This window comes from Dendrosporobacter quercicolus (assembly GCF_900104455.1).
GTDB classification, from domain to species: Bacteria; Bacillota; Negativicutes; order DSM-1736; family Dendrosporobacteraceae; genus Dendrosporobacter; species Dendrosporobacter quercicolus.
The window spans coordinates 805,057-823,491 of sequence record NZ_FNHB01000001.1 but is presented as its reverse complement, the minus strand read 5'-3'; the positions used below and the strand labels follow the sequence as shown (position 1 = coordinate 823,491).

Below are 18,435 nucleotides of genomic sequence, written 5' to 3'. Positions count from 1 at the left end.
CTTAAGAAAAAAACCGGCATAGCCGCAATGTCATTAAGTTAAGTTAAATCGGCTTAAAAGGTTATTCAAATCCGTCAAACTATGCTACCCTATAAATGAAGCTGACAGCGTTTTGCAGCGTATGTTGCACTCGTCCGTCCGATCTGGACGAAGTAATGGCGGTGTTAGAGCCGGAGATTCTGACATTTCGTTTATGAGCGAAGTCAGGCGTTGTTTTACGGTATTGGGATATTCGTTCACTTGGTAAAGCCTCTTAAAATCTGGTCATCCAAGGGGTTTGATAACATGTTTCTCGCTATTTGTCAAGTGTTTTTCTTCAAAAAAAGAGCAGGGTATCTTTTGGGATACTCTACTCTTTTGGATAATATTGTATTTTTTTAACTTAATGACATTGGGCATAACCGGGGTTTTTCTTGAAGTAGAGAGGTTGAAAACTGATTTTAGCAATCGAACATGCTTTGCGTTATTGCCTAATAGAAAAAATAACAAGCAAGTTCACAGGCACAGGTAGAAGCATAACATAACAAAATTTGGCGTCTCATTATTCCGTATAGTTTAAGTGCGTTTACCGGCCCGGTAAGCTTTGTCTAAAAGCTGTACAGTATGAACAACATCCTGATTCATATGATTTTGCAGAATGCCATCCTGGAGATGCATCCGGCAGGTGCCGCAACTGGTTGCAACAATATCAGCCTTGGTACCGGCGATATTGGCGACTTTTTTATCATTGATCTTACGGGACAGCTCATAATTAGCCAGACTGAATGAACCGCCTGATCCGCAGCAACGGTCGCAATCTTTCATTTCAACGAACTTCAGACCGGGGATTGCTTTTAATACTGCCCGCGGTTGTTTGGTTACTTTTAAGCCGCGAACCATATGGCAGGGGTCATGCATGGTTACTGTAGCGTTTACAGGGCCAAGTGTGTCTTTGCGGAAATCAAGCACGTCTACCAGGAACTCACTGATTTCAAAAGTCTTTTTCGCAATTTTTTCGGCTCTGGCCTGCCATTCCTTATCATCCTGGAGCCAGTGGGGATACTCTTTCAGTGCTTCCGTACAAGAGCCACAGGCGCCGATGATATAATCAACCTGGTAGTTTTCAAATGTTTCAATGGTTTTTTTCGCCATCTCTTTCGCTAAATCAATATCCCCTGATACATAAACCGGAGTGCCGCAGCAATGCTGAGTTTTCGGAATGACTATTTCCACATTGTTTTCTTTCAGAACATTGATCACAGCTTCGCCGACATCGGTATACATATAGTTGATGGTACAACCGGTGAAGAAGCCAACTTTCATTTTTGGGTTAGCGACTGGAATAACTTCAGGGTATTGACTGCGCAGAGGCGAAGGCGATATGGGCGCAGTGGCCCGGCTGGCATCCATTCCCGGCATTGGGAAACGGGATACGGCGGCCATTTTACCGGGGATTTTTTTGAAGGTAAGAGGACCGAAGGTGCCGCCCATTTTAAGGGCAAAGTCAAACAACTGTCGGTTGCGCAGTAAGCGAAAAACATTTTTCTTAATGGGATGCAGGCCGCGGGATTTAACGGCAGCCTGGCGACCGCGTAAAATGAGCTCGTCAGCTTTTACGCCGCAAGGACACTTAGACGTACAGGACTTGCAATTCAGACACTTGGCCATGACCGTGTCGAAGGCCGAGCTAATCGGCAGCGCTCCTTTAAGCACCGCTTCCATTAACGCAAGCTTGCCCCGGGCCACCGAAGATTCACGGCCGGTTTCCTTGTAGATCGGGCAGACTGCCATACAGTTGCCGCACTTCATACAGTTGGCTAAAGCATCCTGCAAATCGTTTAACAGCTCTTTGTCATGAGCGTTGATATCGCTTGCTGAAATTTTTTCTTTAGTCATAGTTAACACTCTCCCACTAATTTACCAGGATTTAAAATAAGATTGGGGTCAAGTGCGCGTTTAATGGCTCTCATGGCATTCATGCCCTGGGGACCATGCTGATATTCCATCCAAGGCAGTTTGCCTAACCCGATGCCATGCTCACCGCTCAAGGTGCCGTCAAGTTCAACTGCGGCTTTAAACATTTCGTCCATTGCTTTGTGAACGCGTTCCATCTCTTCTTTGTCGCGCAGGTCACATACGATTGTCGGATGCATGTTGCCATCACCGGCATGGCCGAAAGTACCGATTGTGACATTATTTCTGGCCGCAATATCTTTTACTGCTTTAAGGAAAGCGGGAACTTTGCTCCGCGGAACGGTTGCATCCTCAACATACGTGGTCGGGCGAAGTTTGGCTAAAGCCGGCAATGCAGCCCGGCGGGCAGCCCATAAGTTATCGCGGTCGGCATCAGTTTTGGCAATTTGCACATCAGCGGCATTGTTGTTTTTCAGCACTTCCATGACTTTTGCAGCTTCTTTTTCAACTACTTCGGGTATGCCGTCAACCTCAATGAGCAGTACGGCCTCAGCATCAAGCGGCAAGCCGACTTTGGCATAATCTTCAACGGTGCGGATGGTTGCATTATCCAGAATTTCCAGGGTGGCCGGGATAATTTTAGCCGCAATGATCCCCGAAACGGCTTTACCGGCGTCATCAAGATCTCTGAAAATAGCCATCATGCTTTTTTTGGCTTCAGGAGCCGGAACCAGTTTTACGATGGCTCTGGTAAGAATACCAAGCGTGCCTTCAGCTCCTGTAAACAATTTTGTCATGTCGTAACCGGAAACGTCTTTGACATTTTTACCGCCGGTCTTAATAATATCGCCGTTGGCCAGAACTACTTCCAGCCCCATAACATAATGTTTGGAAACACCGTACTTCAGGCCGCGCAAGCCGCCGGCATTCTCCGAAATCGTACCGCCAAGGGTTGCAGTGGCCACTGTACCAGGATCCGGCGGATAAATCAGACCATGTTTGGCAACTTCATCATTCAGATCGGCGACAACTACGCCAACCTCAACACTGGCTACCAGGTTTTCCAAATCAATTTCCGATATTTTATTAAAGCGGGTCATTAAAAGGACAATTCCGCCTTTAGTTGGAACAGTTCCGGCACTTAAGTTGGTACCGGAACCACGGGTATAAACAGGTATTTTGTTGGTATTGGCTAATTTCATAATTTCTGAAACTTCCTGGGTTGTGGCGGGAATGACAACAGCATCCGGCATGTGAGCATGGCCTGGTGTAGCGTCATAAGAATAAGTGTAAAGATCCTCCGGGCTTGTCAATACATTGGCCTGGCCCACAATTTTCTTTAAAGCCTCAATATGGGTGTTTTGCATTCTTTTCATACCCCTCTGCTTAAAATTAATAATATTGAAAAAATTATTATTTGTCTTAAATTCTATCCTTTTTGCACACATAAGTAAAGTTGGGCATTCAATGTAAAATACCGTAAGAAATACACCTACATTACAAGGTGAAATTTCTTACGGCAGTATTTTAACCTGAGCAATTGGCTGATGCAGCGGAAGTTTCAGGTATGAATAAGCTTGTGCTGCATTGCGTAGTTTACTAATTCTGATTTCTTGCGGACATTTAATTTGCTCATAATCCGTGAGCGATAGGTATCGATTGTTTTGGGGCTGAGTGAAAGCATTTCAGCAATTTCACTATTGGTGTATCCTTTCGCCAGAAAACGTAGAACTTCCCGTTCCCTGATACTAAGCAATTTGTAAGGATTTGCCCCTTCCGGCTCATTGGTGGAAGTTTTCAGCAGACTGTTGATCAGGGTTTGTGAAATGGTTTCATTAAGATATTTCTTGCCGGAATAAATTTTAATAATTCCTTCAATCAGCTCAGTATCAGCCGATTTTTTTAAAACATAGCCATCTGCTCCGGCGCGCATGACTTCCTTAATATATTCTTCGTCATCATACATTGTCAGTACCAGAATACGACAGGACAGGCCACGAGACCGCAATTCCTTGATACATTCAACACCATTCATGCCGGGCATGGAAAGATCCAGGATTAAGACATCAGGATGAACCTCTTCAACCATTTTAATCGCAGTCATACCGTCGCCAGCTTCACCGATAACGTCGAACTGCGGCGTATAACTGAGAAGCGCTTTAAGTCCTGATCTTAAGACGGCGTGATCGTCAGCTATGATAATCCGGATTTTGTTCATAAAAAAACGCCTCCAAATATACTAAAACTGTATCATAGATTTCCTTTTAATGTAAGCTTAATGTAAATAAAATAATTATTTTGTTGCTTAAAATAATGATAAAAAGGCAGTCAGGGCAGTTTTGGGCCGGCCTGCTTTTTGTTGAACCCGCACCAGATAAACAGCAGGATGCCGATGACGACGACAACCAAGCTGGTCAGCTGCGCCGATTTTAAACCGAACATAAGCGTACCGTAATCACCGCGGATAAATTCTAAAAAGAAGCGGGCCAGTGAATAGAGGACGGCGTACAGAATAAATACCTGGCCTTTGGCATGAGCGGTTGTACGAAACATCAGCAGTATGGCAAAAATAATGATATCCAGCTGACCTTCAAATACTTCAGCCGGCCAAAGCGGCTGGTTGCCATAGACCTGGTAAGCCAGTGTTGTAGCCGGATAAATAATCCCAAAGCCGCCGCCGGTAGGCTGGCCAAAGGCATCCCCATTGAGCAAATTGGCCGTCCTGCCAATCGCCTGCCCCAGGATAATCGCCGGTGCAACGATGTCGGCAAAGGCCCAGGTATCAATTTTATGACGTTTGGTATAAATATAGCCGGCCAGTACGCCTAAGACTACGCCGCCCTGGATGGCCATGCCGCCCTGCCAGACAAACGGAATTTCCAGCAGATGCTGGCTGTAATAGTCCCAGTCGAAAAAAAATACATCCCACAGCCGCGCGCCGACAATACCGGCCAGGCCGCAGTAAATGCCCATGTCAGGTACGTGGCTATGCCAGCGGCCGTCCTGCTTAGCTAAAAAATAGGCAGTACCGGTTGCTAAAATAATGCTTAGGCTTAGTATAAGACCGTAAGCTCTGATTGGAAAATCACCAATAAAGAAAAGATACTGATGCATATAGCCTCCCAAACAATAATTTGATAGAATATAGTATAGTTTTTGCTGTCAGTTTATCATGGCAGCAGCTTGTCCGGCAAAATAACAAAAAAGAGGGGACAGCCATGGATAAACGCAGATGGGGCAGCCTCATCGGGCTGCTGGTTATTGCAGGTTTCATAGGTTATACATTAATTGATTTTTTTAAACCGGCGCAGATGCAGATGCAGGCTGATACAGGAGTTACAGTGGACAGCCGGCTGCCGGTTTTTACTTTAACCGGCCTTGACGGGCAGCAAGTGACGGTAGGCCAGCCGGGAAGCATTACTGTCATTAATTTCTGGGCGACCTGGTGTCCGCCATGCCGCGAGGAAATGCCGGGCTTAAATGCATTCTTTCTGAAGCATCGGCAGGAGATCCGGTTTTATGCGGTAAATATTCAGGAGCCGGCGGCTAAAGTGTACGAATTTATTCAACAGCATCACTATGAGTTCCCCGTATTGCTTGATCAGGAAGCTGTTGTTGCCAAAATTTTTCGAATAAATGCAATACCAACCACGTTAGTTGCGGACCAGCACGGCATCGTCCGATACCGGAAGGCCGGCAGTATAACCCGGCAGGAGCTGGAAGCGGTAATCGGAAAACTGCAGGGGTGATGAAATGACGGAAAATGTTTCCCTGGCCGCAGCCTTTGCGGCTGGTATTGTCTCAGTACTGTCGCCCTGTGTCATTCCTGTGCTGCCAAGCTATGCCGCCTGTTTAACCGGCACTGCAACCGGGCGCGGCAAGGTCGTCATGAATGCCGTTTGTTTTTTGGGAGGTTTTACGGCGGTCTTTATTGTAATGGGCGCCACTGCATCGCTGTTAGGGCAGTTGTTTAGCCAATACCAGGAATTCATTCGGAAATTCGCCGCTATTTTTATGATGATGATGGGCGGACAGCTGGCTGGACTTTTTTCGTTTTCCGGGCTTAACCGTGATTACCGTCCACTTTTGCCTAGCAGCGGGCAGCTGGCTGGTTGTTTTCGCGCGTTTGTGTTGGGCGCCGCGATAACCACCGGCTGGACGCCTTGCATTGGGCCTGTTTTGGCAACCGTTTTGCTGTATGCAGGTTCAACCGCATCATTAAAAATCAGCATTGGTTTATTGCTGGCCTACGCCGCCGGTTTTGCCATTCCGTTTTTAGCGCTGACTGTACTGCTCAATCAAATTCGTGACAGATTAAAAAAGGCTGCGCATTTACTGCCGTACATTCAAAAGGCCGCCGGCGTGGTTATCCTAATCACCGGTATTTTATTGTATTTTAATGTATGGATTAAGCTGATTGGAGTTGTGGCCTGATTCTGTTTAATATTATATATTATAGGAGAAATAAGCAAAATCTGCAAATTAGTTTTAGCTGACGGTACCTGGTAGTCCACCTTCCCCAAATCTACAGTGTTCTTGGCGCAATTCATCCTATAGCTTTAGACTTGGTGGACTATGGCATAAAAAAGGCCGGCGCAAAAATAACAACCAGCCTTACCTTACATCAACTTTTCAGCCAATCTTCAAATTTTGCCAGTAGATCACTGCGGGCGGCCTCGACTTCAACCCCGCGCCATTCCTGGCCGGTATCACTGTCATACCAGCTGTCCCTGTTGCTGAAGGTACCGGATGGATACAATTTTTCTTTAATTGCCAAATGCATGCCATCCAGCATGCTTTGTTTAATGGTTTTTCTGGTGACGGCGCTGCCTGTTTTTTCGGTTGTTTTTACATCCAATCCGGAGTCAGTTAAATATACCTCGACAAGGCTTAGCAGTTTGCCTTGCTGCCCGGCAGCGACGATTGCCTGCCGGGCAGCTGTGGTAGCCTGGATTCGCTCGATGCTATCTTCTGATACAGTAACTCTTACATTGCCGATAATCAGTTTATACATAATACACCTCCTCAATAGTTTAATTTATGCTGGCGCTTTCGATATAGAACAGCATATTTTCGTTAAGTTGACTTTTAAACGGCACCTGCGATATAATTAAATAAGCGGCATTCTGACTGGGTTTTGCATAGAAGATCAGGTAATGCCTTTATTAATCCGGTGATGCAGATCAGTAGGCTTTAATGGTGGCTGTCAGAAAATTGGCGGTTGATGCGAGCCAATACAACATAAAGCTGAACTCGCTGCGGAGGAGCAGTTGCTTAAACAACTGACGCTGATTGGCGTTATCGATCAAGAGAGGGTTGACAAGTGTATTTGTCATCAAACAGGGTGGTACCGCGAGAAATCTCGTCCCTGGCATCGGCCATGGGGCTTTTTTGCTTATATGGTCGGAACGGCTTGCTTCTGACTTGCTGAAGGCAATCCTGAGCTTGGTACAATCCTGGGCCCAAAAGGGCAAGAAAAGTGCTGGATTACAACAGGGAGGTTACCTAATCAATGAATGAGAGATATGCTCCGCAAGAGATTGAGGCGAAATGGCAAAAGTATTGGCTGGAACAACACACGTTTACGACCGAGCTTAATCGTCAGCGTCCGGAATACTATGTGCTGGAGATGTTTCCTTATCCTTCAGGAAATTTACATATGGGACATGTTCGCAATTATTCAATTGGCGATGTCGTTGCCCGGTTTAAAGCGATGCAGGGCTATAATGTGCTGCATCCGATGGGCTGGGATGCCTTCGGTATGCCGGCTGAAAACGCAGCCATAAAAAATAGCGTCCAGCCGGCGGAATGGACTTGGAAAAATATTGAGAATATGCGGCGCCAGCAGCAGGAAATCGGTTTATCGTATGATTGGAGCCGCGAAGTCGCCACCTGTCATCCGGACTATTACCGCTGGACGCAGTGGCTGTTTTTACTGTTCTACGAACGGGGTCTGGCTTATAAGAAAAAGGCGGCTGTAAACTGGTGTGACAAATGCAATACCGTTCTGGCGAACGAGCAGGTACTTGAGGGTAACTGCTGGCGCTGTGATTCTGTGGTAATCAAAAAAGAACTGGAGCAATGGTTCTTTAAAATTACTGACTATGCCGACCGGCTGCTTAAGGATCTGGATGAGCTGAAGGGCTGGCCGGAGCGGGTTAAAACGATGCAGGAAAACTGGATTGGCCGCAGTGAAGGTGCTGAATTCAGCTTTACAGTACCGGAATTTGACGAAACAATCCCGGTTTACACTACCCGCCAGGACACGGTGTTTGGCGTAACCTATGTTGTTTTGGCGCCTGAACATCCTTTGCTTGAGAAACTGATCGCCGGCAAACCGAATGCGGGAGCGGTTCGCGATTTTGTCGAAAGTGTCCGCAATCAGAGCGAAATTGCCCGTACTTCAAGCGAATTTGAAAAAGCCGGCATGTTTACCGGTTCGTATGCAGTTCATCCTTTTACCGGGGAACAAGTGCCGATCTGGGTGGCAAATTACGTGCTGATTGAGTATGGCACCGGCGCTGTCATGGGTGTTCCGGCGCATGATGAACGCGACTGGCAGTTTGCCTCAAAGTATAACCTGCCCAAACGATTGGTGATCGACTGGCAGCAGGGCCAGGCCAGTCTGGAAAATATGACCGGGGCGTATGACGGTCCGGGCGTTTTAGTAAATTCAGGCCAGTTTTCAGGACTGGATAATGAAACGGCCAAATCAGCGATTGCCGGCTGGCTGGAAGAGCGGTCTCTGGGCAAACGCCGGGTGAATTACCGGCTGCGCGACTGGCTGGTATCACGTCAGCGCTATTGGGGCGCGCCAATACCGGTTATTTATTGTGACCATTGCGGTGTAGTAGCGGTGCCTCAGTCCGAGCTGCCGGTAATGCTGCCGGACAATGTCCGGTTTGATACCGGTTCGGTTTCTCCTTTGGCCCAGGTGGAAGCTTTTGTTCGTTGTACCTGCCCGTCATGCGGCGGAGCCGCCCGGCGGGAAACCGATACAATGGACACGTTTATTTGTTCTTCCTGGTATTATTTGCGCTATACCGATCCCCGTAATACCAATGCGCCGTTTGATTCCTCCAAGGCCAATTATTGGATGCCGGTTGATCAGTATATTGGCGGTATTGAACATGCCATACTGCATTTGCTGTATTCGCGGTTTTTTACGAAAGTGCTGAAGGACGCCGGCCTGGTAAACTTTAATGAGCCGTTTAAAAATCTGTTAACCCAGGGCATGGTTATTAAAGACGGTTCCAAGATGTCCAAATCCAAAGGCAATGTAGTTTCGCCGGAAGAAATCATTGCCAAATACGGCGCGGACACCGCCAGACTGTTTATTTTATTCGCCGCTCCGCCGGAGCGCGATCTGGAGTGGAGTGAGCAAGGGGTCGAAGGGGCTTACCGCTTTTTGGGACGGGTTTGGCGGATTGTTGATTATTATGAAAAAACGGTGGTTGGCGCAGACGATGATTATGACCACAGTTTGCTGAGCAAAGAAGAAAAAGATTTGCGCAGAGTTTTGCACATTACGATTAAAAGGGTTACTGAGGACGTCGGCGCCAGATTTAACTTCAATACGGCAATCAGTGCGATTATGGAACTGGTCAATGCCATGTATGCGGCTAAAGAACAGTCTGTTGTGGCGAATGCGGGATTGCTGCGGGAAGTCACCGCCACCTTATTAAAACTGCTGGCGCCGTTTGCGCCGCATATTGCCGAAGAGCTATGGCATCAGGTGGTCAGCGCGGACAGCAGTGTTCATAAGCAGGTCTGGCCGGCCTTTGACGCTGAAGCCGTTATTTTGGCGGAAGTAGAAATTGTTCTGCAGATCAATGGCCGGGTTCGTGATAAAATTGTCGTACCTGCAGGCTTGACGCCAAGCGAATTGGAGAAAAAAGCGCTGGAGCAGGAAAAAGTTACGGAATTCACTGCCGGCAAGCAGATTATTAAAGTCATTTGTGTACCGCAAAAGCTTGTGAATATTGTGGTCAAGTAAGCAATGCTGTGAAAACAGGAAAGCCGCCGAACCTCTTGTCGGCGGCTTACAACGGGGAAAAAACTGCTGATGCAACCTGCGGCGTTCTGCCGCTAAGGCGCGGAATGCGGTTTTTTTTATTGATGTGTTCAATATCATAGGATTTTACAACATTGAAGGAGAAAATACCATTATTTACTAGTACTGGTGCAGCACTGAGGGGGTAAATATATGGTGGAAGATAAAGGGAGATTTTGGCTGATCATCGGGCTGTCAGCCCTGGTTGTGGCCGTGAGTGCCTATCATTACTGGCAAAAAACAGCTGTTCGCGAGTTTGAACATTCTTCTAATGAAGCTGTATTAACTGAAGCAGGGCCGGAACTGATCGTTTATGTAAGCGGTGCGGTTAATCACCCGGGGGTAATCAGACTTGCGTCCGGAGCAAGAGTTTTGGACGCAATTGACGGAGCCGGCGGCCTGCTGCCAACTGGCGATGCCGCAAAGATAAATATGGCGCAGCCGCTCAGGGACGGCATGCAAATTCATGTACCGGCCCGGGATACCAAAAGTAATACTGCCGGCGCTGAGCAAAGCCAAACCGCCGGGCCGGCAGCAGAGCGAATAAACATCAATACTGCCGGGGCACAGGAATTGGACAGACTTCCGGGTATAGGTCCGTCGATCGCTGAGAAAATCATTCAATACCGGGAGTCTAACGGTAATTTCAGTGCAATTGAAGACCTGAAAAAAGTACCGGGCATTGGCGAAAGCAAATATAACAAAATGAAGGACCGGATCGGGATTTAAGCTCTGCTTCATTTTAAATCGTATCCGTCCGCTCAGTTTGAACGGCGGACAGCGCTGTTTCCGGCTGTCGTTCTTTCAGTGGAACAGCCAGGCTGGCCAGCATAAGGACAGCGCCAAAGAGATAAGGCAAATCTGTATGAAGGTCAAACAGCAGTCCGGCAGCGGCCGGTCCGGCAATAATGGCCAGACTGGTATAAGCGTTGCTTAAGCCGGCGGCAAAACCCTGCTCCGCCCCGGCGAGTTTGGACAACAGCGTGGTCAGGGCGGGGCGCAGGGCAGCGGTAAATGAGAAAAAGAAAACGGTGACGGAAAGCAGCATAAAATAGGTCTTGGGAACCAACAGTAAGAGCAGCGCTATTGCCGCCAAACTCAGCGACAAGCGGATTACTTGCTGTTCGCCGAAACGGCGCAGCAGCCAATCCATGAATAACGCCTGGATTATTACACCGGCTGCTGCCCCAACGGTGAATAAAATGGCGATATCCTGCGGCGTATAGCCGTATTTCACAGCGAGGTACAAGCCGAAAACTACTTCAACATTGACTAAGGCAAAAGTGAGGATAAAGAACAGCACCAGCAGGGATAAATAGGGCGTTTGGAAGGAGGCTGCAAAATGACGGAGGACATTTCGCGGCTGTTTTTTTTCCGCCTTGCCGGCGGCTGTCTTTATTTTTGGTGATAATGTTTCCGGTAAAACCAGTATGGAAGCCAGCATAGACAGGGCAGAGGCGACGGCGGCGAAATAAAAGGGAAGGCGTAAGTCATATTCGGCCAGCACCCCGCCAACGCCGGGTCCAATCACAATGCCTAAGGCCATGGCTGCGCTTAGCCAGCTCATGCCTTTTCCGCGTTCGTCTTCGGTGGTAATGTCGGCGATGTAGGCGGTAATGGCCGGTGAGGTGAAAGCGATACCGATCCCCCCAATCAGCCGGGATACATAAAGCAGCCATAGTTCACTGGCTGCACCGAAGAGATACTGCGATAAACAGAACATGCTTAGTCCAAATACAATCGCTCTTTTGCGGCCGTAACGGTCCGATAATTCTCCGGCCAGCGGTGAAAACAAAAACAATGTTAACCCCATTGCCGATACCAGATAGCCAAGAACGGCCCCGCTGGCGGCAAATAGCTGCATGTATTTCGGCAATACCGGAATAATCAGACCGACGCCAAGCTGGGCGATAAACATATTGATAATGAGAATGACCAGTGGTGCATTGTGGCAATTGACGGTAATCATGATAGTGACAGCCTTTCTGTTGTAATTTTAAATACTGACTACTTAATTTTATAATTTTAATTAACGTATTGACTTGCTTAAGTGCAGGGATTATAATCTTATTGATTGTGATTATCATGATCAATAAGATTGAACTTTCTAATTGACTGACAACAGTCAATTAGAAAGGCCATGAGAAGTGGCAAAAAGTATCTGGGACTATTATATGTTGATTTCTGGTTAAACGTCAAATGACATTTTGCTCATGTAAAATGTATGAGCGGAAACGGACAGGGGCGATGGTATGACATAGATTGGTAATGACTCACCAACTGACTGAAATCAGTCGGTGATGGGATATTTGTTACATAACACGAGGTAAAGTGTTGCTAAAGGGTAAAAAGCTGCTGCCTCCATGACGGCAGTGAGCAGGCCTGGTTGAAAGGGGAAGATGATCATTAACCATAAGCGGAAGAAAATGTTGTGCGCACTGATGAGCAGTGCCCTGTTATTCGGAATGACCGGACTGGGGTCAGCCGAAGAGACTGAACAGGAGTATACGTTTGATGAGTATGTTGTTACAGCTAACCGTATTCCGGTAAAATTAACGGAAGTGGCGGCTCATGTAACTGTTATTACCGGCGAGGAAATTGAAAAGGGTGGTTTTACCCGGATATCGGATGTGCTGCGAAGCAAAAATGTCAATACCGGATCAACCAGCTTTGGCTCATTTCCGGTACTCAATGGCGATGATCGTGTGCTGATTCTGGTTGACGGCCGCAAAATGAACTGGCCCCATTTGATGTTCAGCGGCAATGACCATGTAATCAATATTGATGGCTTATCAGTGGAAAATATCGAACGCATTGAAGTTTTGCGGGGGCCCGGCTCGTCTCTTTACGGGAGTGATGCGGTCGGCGGGGTAATCAATATTATTACCCGGAGAGGAGACGAGAGCCGTACGGCGGCAGCCGCGGAGTTTGGCAACTGGGGCTTTAAGCGCTATAGCCTGACGACGGAGGGAACGGCCGGCGATATCCGTTATCTACTTACCGCCGAGCAAAAGAAACGCGATGATTTTGAATATAAAGATGCTGTAACCGGAAAGACCAGAACCCATGCCGCCAGCGACATCGACCAGGATTTAGTCACACTGCGTCTGGATAAGGAACTGGGCAATGGCCGCGATCTTTCCTTTCAGTGGGAACATACCAATGATCAGAGCGCTTTCGGTGCAGCCTTAATCGCTGACGGCAGCGCCGCAAATCCTGCCGGCAGGCAGGATCTTACCAGCAATAATGTTGCTTTAACATATCGCTGGAATCAAGACAGCGGTGCAGCCAACTTTTTTCGGGTATATCGCAATACCTCAGACGGAACGCTTTATCAATCCTTAGTAAAATCGGACGGGGTTAGTCCCTATACGTATGATCTCTATGCCAATGGAGCGGAATGGCAGCAAAACTGGAAGTTAAGTGAAAACCACACTTTGGTAGGCGGCGCCAATTGGCTCAAAGAGCATTTGGACGATAAAGACACCATCAACCGCGGCGTTACGACTAAATCTGTATTTTTAGAAAATCAATGGAAGCTGCCCGACAATTGGACACTCAGCGTCGGCACCCGTTATGATGATCAAAGCATTGTTGGCGATAATACGACCTCCCGCTTGTCGATCAACCGGGAAATTGACGCCACTACCAATATCTATGCATCCTGGGGGCAATTTGTCAGGAACCCCACCGTGGCGCAGCTATTCAGCAATACAATTTACTGGGTTGGCAATCCAAGCCTAAAACCCGAGGAAGGCAATACCATAACCGTTGGGATGAACACGGAGCTGGGGGATGGCACCAAATTGCAGGCCAGTGTATATAGCAGCCGCCTGAAAAATGCGATCCAGTGGAAATCTTTCTGGCCGGCTGAAGATCCCGGCTATTATGAAAATGTAGACCGGGAAAAACGAAAAGGTTTGGACATTAGCTTAACGAAAACATTATCGCCGCAATGGGATGTGACGGCAGGTTATTCCTATGCGCAAATTAAGACCACAGCCAATAGCACCGGCTATTATGACGACCCTAAAAACAGCCAGCCCAACGGTTATCATTTAGGCTTTGATTATCATCAGGATAAATGGAAGGCCGGACTTACTTTACGGGCTGCAACGAATCGCAGTTTAGAGAAGTTTACTTCCGAATCTTATCTGACCATGGATTTGGCTGTTCATTATCAGATCAATCCAACAACCCGTATTTATGCGAATGCGTATAACTTAACGGATGAGGCTTATGAACTGATTGGCAATGTCTGGTACGAGCCCGGCTCTTATCCAATGGCAGGGCGCAGCTTTTTTGTCGGTATAGAACACCGGATGTAACCAAAGCCGGGCAATCTGTTTGAAGGCAGGACAGGCACTGCTCAGTGGCATTTGGGCGGTGCAGGTCCTGTTCTATTATATGGAAGGGAAATTAGTCCTTGCTAAATTGCAGTTAGCAGGTAAAATAATACTGATAATCTTTTTCAACTATCTAAAGTATTTGTTTGCAAATAAAGATACCAGGGAGATAAACTACATGGCGCAATTCAATCCGCAATTTTTAGTTCAGCCGGAAGGTATGATTCAAAAACAACGAATGTTTACTTTCTTTCTGGCTTGTTTGGGCATCGCTGTCCTGGTTTCCATGTTGCTGGCGGTATGCCTGGGATCGGCAAAAATTGCTCCCGGCGATGCTTACCGCATTATTTTAGCGAAAGTATTCAATTTGCCTCTCAATGATATTGCCGGGCCGGTATCTCAGGCTCATCTGGATATTATCTGGCAAATCCGTCTGCCGCGGGTGCTGATGTCGGCTGTTGTCGGCGCAGGTTTGGCAGTATGCGGTGCAGTAATGCAGGCGGCGGTGCAAAATCCTCTGGCTGAACCTTATTTGCTGGGTATATCCGCCGGGGCATCACTTGGCGCGACTTTTTCCATCCTGATCGGCGGTTTAGCCGGAGTGCTGTTTGGTTTAGGAACAGCCGTCTGGGCGTTTATCGGCGCGCTTGCCGCTTCGTTGTTTGTCATGACGCTGTCGGGTATTGGGGGACGGGCTTCCCCGGTCAAAATGATTCTGGCCGGTTCGATCGCCAGCGCTTTATTCATTGCTTTAGCCAACTTTATTGTTTATCTCTCCAGCAATGCCGAAGGCGTGCGCAGCGTTGCCTTCTGGACAATGGGTTCGCTGGCTGCCGCCAAATGGGACAATCTGGCCTTGCCGGCAGCCGGCATTGCCGCCAGCTGTATCTTTTTCCTTACGCAGTTCCGTATTTTAAATACCCTGTTGTTGGGGGAGGAAACGGCAATTACCTTAGGCATTGATTTAGCAAGGGTCCGCCAGTTGTATTTAGTCATTACAGCGCTGATTACCGGCTTAATTGTTGCCGTATGCGGTATTTTCGGCTTTGTCGGTTTGGTTGTTCCCCACGTAGCGCGCGGTGTGGTTGGCGCCGATCACCGGCGTTTGCTGCCGGCAGCCATTCTGACCGGCGCAATTTTTCTGATCTGGGCGGATGTCCTGGCCCGTATTGTTTTAACAAGCGGTGAATTGCCGATCGGCATCCTTACCGCATTGGTCGGCGCTCCTTTCTTTATGTACATTCTGGTTAAGCATTCTGTTCATTTCGGCGGTCAATAAGGAGGCCTTGGCGTGGTGAATTTAGCTTTGAAAAACATTAGCGTAGAGCTTGGCAGGCAACAGGTTGTTAAGGATGTTTCACTGGAGGTGAAGCAGGGCAATTTTGTTGGGCTGATCGGTCCAAACGGCAGCGGAAAATCAACTTTGCTTCGTACCATTTACCGGGTGATCAAACCCGGCAGCGGAGCCATTCTGCTTGACGGGCGGAGTCTGCAAAGTTTCAGCCTGACGGAATCGGCGAAGAAACTGGGAGTTGTAGGCCAGTTTAATCAGGTTAATTTTGATTTTAGTGTTTTTGAGATGGTCATGATGGGACGGACGCCGCATAAGGGGATGCTGGAGGCTGATCGTCAGGAAGACTATGCGATTGCGCTGGCGGCTATAAAAACAGTGGGGATGGAAAGCTATGCCCACCGCAGCTTTTCGACTCTGTCCGGCGGCGAAAAGCAGCGGATTATTCTGGCCAGGGCTTTAGCTCAGCAGCCCCAGGTGCTGCTCCTGGATGAACCGACCAATCATCTCGATATTAAGTATCAGCTTGAATTGCTGGCGATTGTCAAAGCGCTCGGCATTGGCGTTCTGGCGGCGCTGCATGACCTCAGCCTGGCTGCCATGTATTGTGATCAGTTATATGTTCTTAAAGGCGGTGCGGTAATGACCAGCGGCAAGCCCAGGCAAATTCTGACGCCCGGGTTGGTTAGGGAAGTGTATGAAATTGATTGCGATATTAAGGAAAACCCTGCTACCGGCTGCCTGGCAATTACTTATTATCCTGTCTGCGGGCAGGTGTGAGGAAGGAGGGCGGGCGTATGAACAAATGTAAACAGTTGATCGCCGCCGGTATGCTGGGGGCTGCTTTGTTGATCACAGCCTGCGGATCAAAGCAGGCCGGAGTCGAATCCGGAGCCGGGGCGGTTCAGCCGGACTCCAAAGCGGTCACAATTGCCAATTATGATTATGCGGAAAACACCGTTGAATATACTTACCGTAAAGTTCCGCAAAGAGTGGTGCTCACTCATCCGGGCGCAACAGAGCTGTTATTGGAGCTTGGTCTGGAGAACCATATTTTAGCGACAATTGCCCCCTATGGCAGCCCGGTGGAGCGGGTGGCTGAAAAATATGCCGGATTGAATATAACCAAGGCGCAGTATATGCCGTCAGCAGAGGAACTGCTGGAAATGCAGCCTGACATGATCATCGGCTGGGTTCAGCAGTTTTCCCCCAATGGTATGGGGGAGGTGCAGGCCTGGCAGGAGCGCGGTGTAGGAACCTATATACTGCCAAGCACATTACTAAAGACCAGGCCTACGCTGGAGGATACAGTTTATCGCAGTATTGCGGATATGGGCAGGATTTTTGACATTCGGCAGGTTACCGGCCCTTATGTCCAGAATCTGAAAAACCGTGTGGATAAAGTGCAGCAGGCAGTCAAGGATTTGCCGCAAAAAAAGACGGTCATCGTTTTGCAGGATCATTTCAACGGAACTTTTTCTCTTTACGACAGCCAGTACCTGATCAGCCACATCGTTGAACTCGCCGGCGGCCGGAATCTGTGCGAAGAACGAACTTCCTTTGTCAGTGCGGAGAAAGTTTTGTCTTTTGACCCGGATGTGATTATTTTTGTATCTTTCAATCAGCAAAGGCCAACGGAAGATCTTGGCGATAAAGAGGCAGTCCAAAGCTTGCAGGCAATAGCCGAGCTGCGCAGCATGCGGGCTATTCAACAAGGAAATATCATTAATCTGCCCTTTTTTACGGTAAATAACGGCGGTATCCGTACGATCGATGCAATTGAGAAAATTGCCGCCGGTTTGTATCCGGATACGTTTTAAGTGAGCTGGCGGACAGGGCAATAATGCCAAAAATTTCTTGACACTGAGCAAAATATTATTTAAAATGTTAACTGACTTTAGTCAGTAGCGAAAAAGAGGTGTTGATTATCTCTAGAGTCAGCAAAGAACCTGAAGTGCGTCAGGCTGAACTTATGGATGCAGCCGAGGAATTATTTATCTCAGCAGGCTATCAACAAACTACCGTAAGTATGATTGTCAAAAAAGTCGGCGTTGCGCAGGGGACGTTTTATTATCATTTTGCTTCCAAGGAAGTCATTCTGGAGGCCATCTTTGACCGTTATATCCGAAAGATGATTTTGGAAGTGCACTCAGCCTATGCTCGGCAGAATACCGCCCTGGAAAAGCTGCAGTTGTTCTTTAAGCTGTTTTATAAGCTGTGCTATTATGATGAATCCGGTTTAATTGCCAAGATTTTGTATAAAGAAAAGCAAGGTCAATTAATTAATAAACTGTGGCGGCAGACTTTAATCGCAACCACGCCCATTTTACGGTGTATTTTAGAACAGGGCAACCGGGAGGGCGTCACCAGGGTTATTCATATGGATGAAACCCTGTCCTTTTTTGCCGGGATTATGGCTTCTTTGCTGGAGGCCAGCTCTCCCTCCGAGTTTGGTCATGAGGCTGATCCGGCCGTCATGAATAACAAGCTGAAAATCGCCGGCAATTTAATTGAGGCTTTGCTGGGCTTACAGGCCGCCAGCATTCAGTTTGACCTGCCGGAGAAAGAACAGGCTCAATATGCGGCAGATGCTTTGGCCCCCAAGGCTGTCCGATGACAACATTAAGGCAGCTTTCTAAGCTTTAAACAGGTGTTTATTACAGGAACGGCTTCCGCTTGCCGGTTTTTTTACCGGCAAGCGGGAGCCGTTCCTGATTTTCGGCAATTTTGTAAGATTGTAAATATTTAGCAGGATTTGATGGGTTAAAACAGAAATGACCCTAGTAGAGCATCAACCCCGTTTTAGAACTGACATGAACGTTATTGTATAATGGAGGTTGCGATATCATTCG

15 protein-coding genes and 1 other annotated feature are annotated in these 18,435 nt (G+C 47.8%); of the genes, 9 read left to right on the top strand and 6 right to left on the bottom strand.

Features of this window, described 5'->3' with window-relative positions; genetic code table 11:
- Positions 1–555: 555 nt before the first annotated feature.
- From BLR06_RS04030 to lgt, 4 genes are all read right to left on the bottom strand, one after another.
- Complete coding sequence (locus BLR06_RS04030) at positions 556–1,875, bottom strand: (Fe-S)-binding protein (RefSeq protein ID WP_092068604.1); 1,320 nt, start codon at positions 1,873–1,875, stop codon at positions 556–558.
- A gap of 2 nt (positions 1,876–1,877) precedes the next feature.
- Positions 1,878–3,260, bottom strand: a complete 1,383-nt coding sequence (locus BLR06_RS04025) for an FAD-binding oxidoreductase (RefSeq protein ID WP_092068600.1) — start codon at positions 3,258–3,260, stop codon at positions 1,878–1,880.
- 194 nt (positions 3,261–3,454) lie between these two features.
- On the bottom strand, positions 3,455–4,111 hold the full coding sequence (locus BLR06_RS04020; RefSeq protein ID WP_092068597.1) for a response regulator: 657 nt from the start codon (positions 4,109–4,111) through the stop codon (positions 3,455–3,457).
- Between the two features lie 110 nt (positions 4,112–4,221).
- Positions 4,222–5,007, bottom strand: coding sequence for a prolipoprotein diacylglyceryl transferase (gene lgt, locus BLR06_RS04015; protein ID WP_092068594.1), 786 nt, complete (start codon positions 5,005–5,007; stop codon positions 4,222–4,224).
- A 104-nt stretch (positions 5,008–5,111) separates the two neighbouring features.
- Between lgt and BLR06_RS04010 the strand changes: the two genes are divergently transcribed.
- Together BLR06_RS04010 and BLR06_RS04005 are read left to right on the top strand one after the other, a co-directional pair.
- Positions 5,112–5,642: a TlpA family protein disulfide reductase gene (locus BLR06_RS04010; RefSeq protein WP_092068591.1), complete on the top strand. Its 531-nt coding sequence runs from the start codon at positions 5,112–5,114 to the stop codon at positions 5,640–5,642.
- A gap of 4 nt (positions 5,643–5,646) precedes the next feature.
- The gene (locus BLR06_RS04005; RefSeq protein ID WP_092068589.1) at positions 5,647–6,327 is read left to right on the top strand and encodes a cytochrome c biogenesis CcdA family protein; all 681 of its coding nucleotides are present in this window, start codon (positions 5,647–5,649) and stop codon (positions 6,325–6,327) included.
- A gap of 190 nt (positions 6,328–6,517) precedes the next feature.
- On the opposite strand, the gene BLR06_RS04000 is transcribed toward BLR06_RS04005, so the two are convergent.
- Positions 6,518–6,907, bottom strand: a complete 390-nt coding sequence (locus BLR06_RS04000) for a hypothetical protein (RefSeq protein WP_092068586.1) — start codon at positions 6,905–6,907, stop codon at positions 6,518–6,520.
- A gap of 150 nt (positions 6,908–7,057) precedes the next feature.
- Positions 7,058–7,266: a binding site (T-box leader), on the top strand.
- Between the two features lie 139 nt (positions 7,267–7,405).
- Between BLR06_RS04000 and leuS the strand changes: the two genes are divergently transcribed.
- Together leuS and BLR06_RS03985 are read left to right on the top strand one after the other, a co-directional pair.
- Positions 7,406–9,889, top strand: a complete 2,484-nt coding sequence (gene leuS, locus BLR06_RS03990) for a leucine--tRNA ligase (RefSeq protein ID WP_092068579.1) — start codon at positions 7,406–7,408, stop codon at positions 9,887–9,889.
- A 210-nt stretch (positions 9,890–10,099) separates the two neighbouring features.
- Positions 10,100–10,675, top strand: coding sequence for a ComEA family DNA-binding protein (locus BLR06_RS03985; protein WP_092068576.1), 576 nt, complete (start codon positions 10,100–10,102; stop codon positions 10,673–10,675).
- 13 nt (positions 10,676–10,688) lie between these two features.
- Here the strand turns inward: BLR06_RS03985 and BLR06_RS03980 are convergent, their stop codons facing one another.
- Positions 10,689–11,915 (bottom strand): MFS transporter, encoded by a 1,227-nt coding sequence (locus BLR06_RS03980; protein ID WP_092068572.1) that lies wholly within the window; start codon positions 11,913–11,915, stop codon positions 10,689–10,691.
- Between the two features lie 430 nt (positions 11,916–12,345).
- On the opposite strand from BLR06_RS03980, the gene BLR06_RS03975 reads away from it, so the two are divergent.
- From BLR06_RS03975 to BLR06_RS03955, 5 genes are all read left to right on the top strand, one after another.
- Positions 12,346–14,274, top strand: a complete 1,929-nt coding sequence (locus tag BLR06_RS03975; protein WP_245698010.1) for a TonB-dependent receptor plug domain-containing protein — start codon at positions 12,346–12,348, stop codon at positions 14,272–14,274.
- Between the two features lie 196 nt (positions 14,275–14,470).
- On the top strand, positions 14,471–15,571 hold the full coding sequence (locus tag BLR06_RS03970; RefSeq protein WP_092069852.1) for a FecCD family ABC transporter permease: 1,101 nt from the start codon (positions 14,471–14,473) through the stop codon (positions 15,569–15,571).
- A 15-nt stretch (positions 15,572–15,586) separates the two neighbouring features.
- Complete coding sequence (locus tag BLR06_RS03965; protein WP_092069849.1) at positions 15,587–16,363, top strand: ATP-binding cassette domain-containing protein; 777 nt, start codon at positions 15,587–15,589, stop codon at positions 16,361–16,363.
- A 17-nt stretch (positions 16,364–16,380) separates the two neighbouring features.
- Positions 16,381–17,403, top strand: a complete 1,023-nt coding sequence (locus BLR06_RS03960; RefSeq protein ID WP_092068569.1) for an ABC transporter substrate-binding protein — start codon at positions 16,381–16,383, stop codon at positions 17,401–17,403.
- Positions 17,404–17,504: 101 nt separating this feature from the next.
- The gene (locus BLR06_RS03955; RefSeq protein ID WP_245698008.1) at positions 17,505–18,200 is read left to right on the top strand and encodes a TetR/AcrR family transcriptional regulator; all 696 of its coding nucleotides are present in this window, start codon (positions 17,505–17,507) and stop codon (positions 18,198–18,200) included.
- The last annotated feature ends 235 nt before the right edge of the window (positions 18,201–18,435 follow it).

Coding starts and splice junctions, on each gene's coding strand:
- BLR06_RS04025 (WP_092068600.1), bottom strand. CDS start 3,260: ATGCAAAACACCCATATTGAGGCTTTAAAGAAAATTGTGGGCCAGGCC.
- BLR06_RS03970 (WP_092069852.1), top strand. CDS start 14,471: ATGGCGCAATTCAATCCGCAATTTTTAGTTCAGCCGGAAGGTATGATT.
- BLR06_RS04005 (WP_092068589.1), top strand. CDS start 5,647: ATGACGGAAAATGTTTCCCTGGCCGCAGCCTTTGCGGCTGGTATTGTC.
- lgt (WP_092068594.1), bottom strand. CDS start 5,007: ATGCATCAGTATCTTTTCTTTATTGGTGATTTTCCAATCAGAGCTTAC.
- BLR06_RS04010 (WP_092068591.1), top strand. CDS start 5,112: ATGGATAAACGCAGATGGGGCAGCCTCATCGGGCTGCTGGTTATTGCA.
- BLR06_RS04000 (WP_092068586.1), bottom strand. CDS start 6,907: ATGTATAAACTGATTATCGGCAATGTAAGAGTTACTGTATCAGAAGAT.
- BLR06_RS03980 (WP_092068572.1), bottom strand. CDS start 11,915: ATGATTACCGTCAATTGCCACAATGCACCACTGGTCATTCTCATTATC.
- BLR06_RS03985 (WP_092068576.1), top strand. CDS start 10,100: ATGGTGGAAGATAAAGGGAGATTTTGGCTGATCATCGGGCTGTCAGCC.
- BLR06_RS03960 (WP_092068569.1), top strand. CDS start 16,381: ATGAACAAATGTAAACAGTTGATCGCCGCCGGTATGCTGGGGGCTGCT.
- BLR06_RS04020 (WP_092068597.1), bottom strand. CDS start 4,111: ATGAACAAAATCCGGATTATCATAGCTGACGATCACGCCGTCTTAAGA.
- BLR06_RS04030 (WP_092068604.1), bottom strand. CDS start 1,875: ATGACTAAAGAAAAAATTTCAGCAAGCGATATCAACGCTCATGACAAA.
- BLR06_RS03975 (WP_245698010.1), top strand. CDS start 12,346: ATGATCATTAACCATAAGCGGAAGAAAATGTTGTGCGCACTGATGAGC.
- leuS (WP_092068579.1), top strand. CDS start 7,406: ATGAATGAGAGATATGCTCCGCAAGAGATTGAGGCGAAATGGCAAAAG.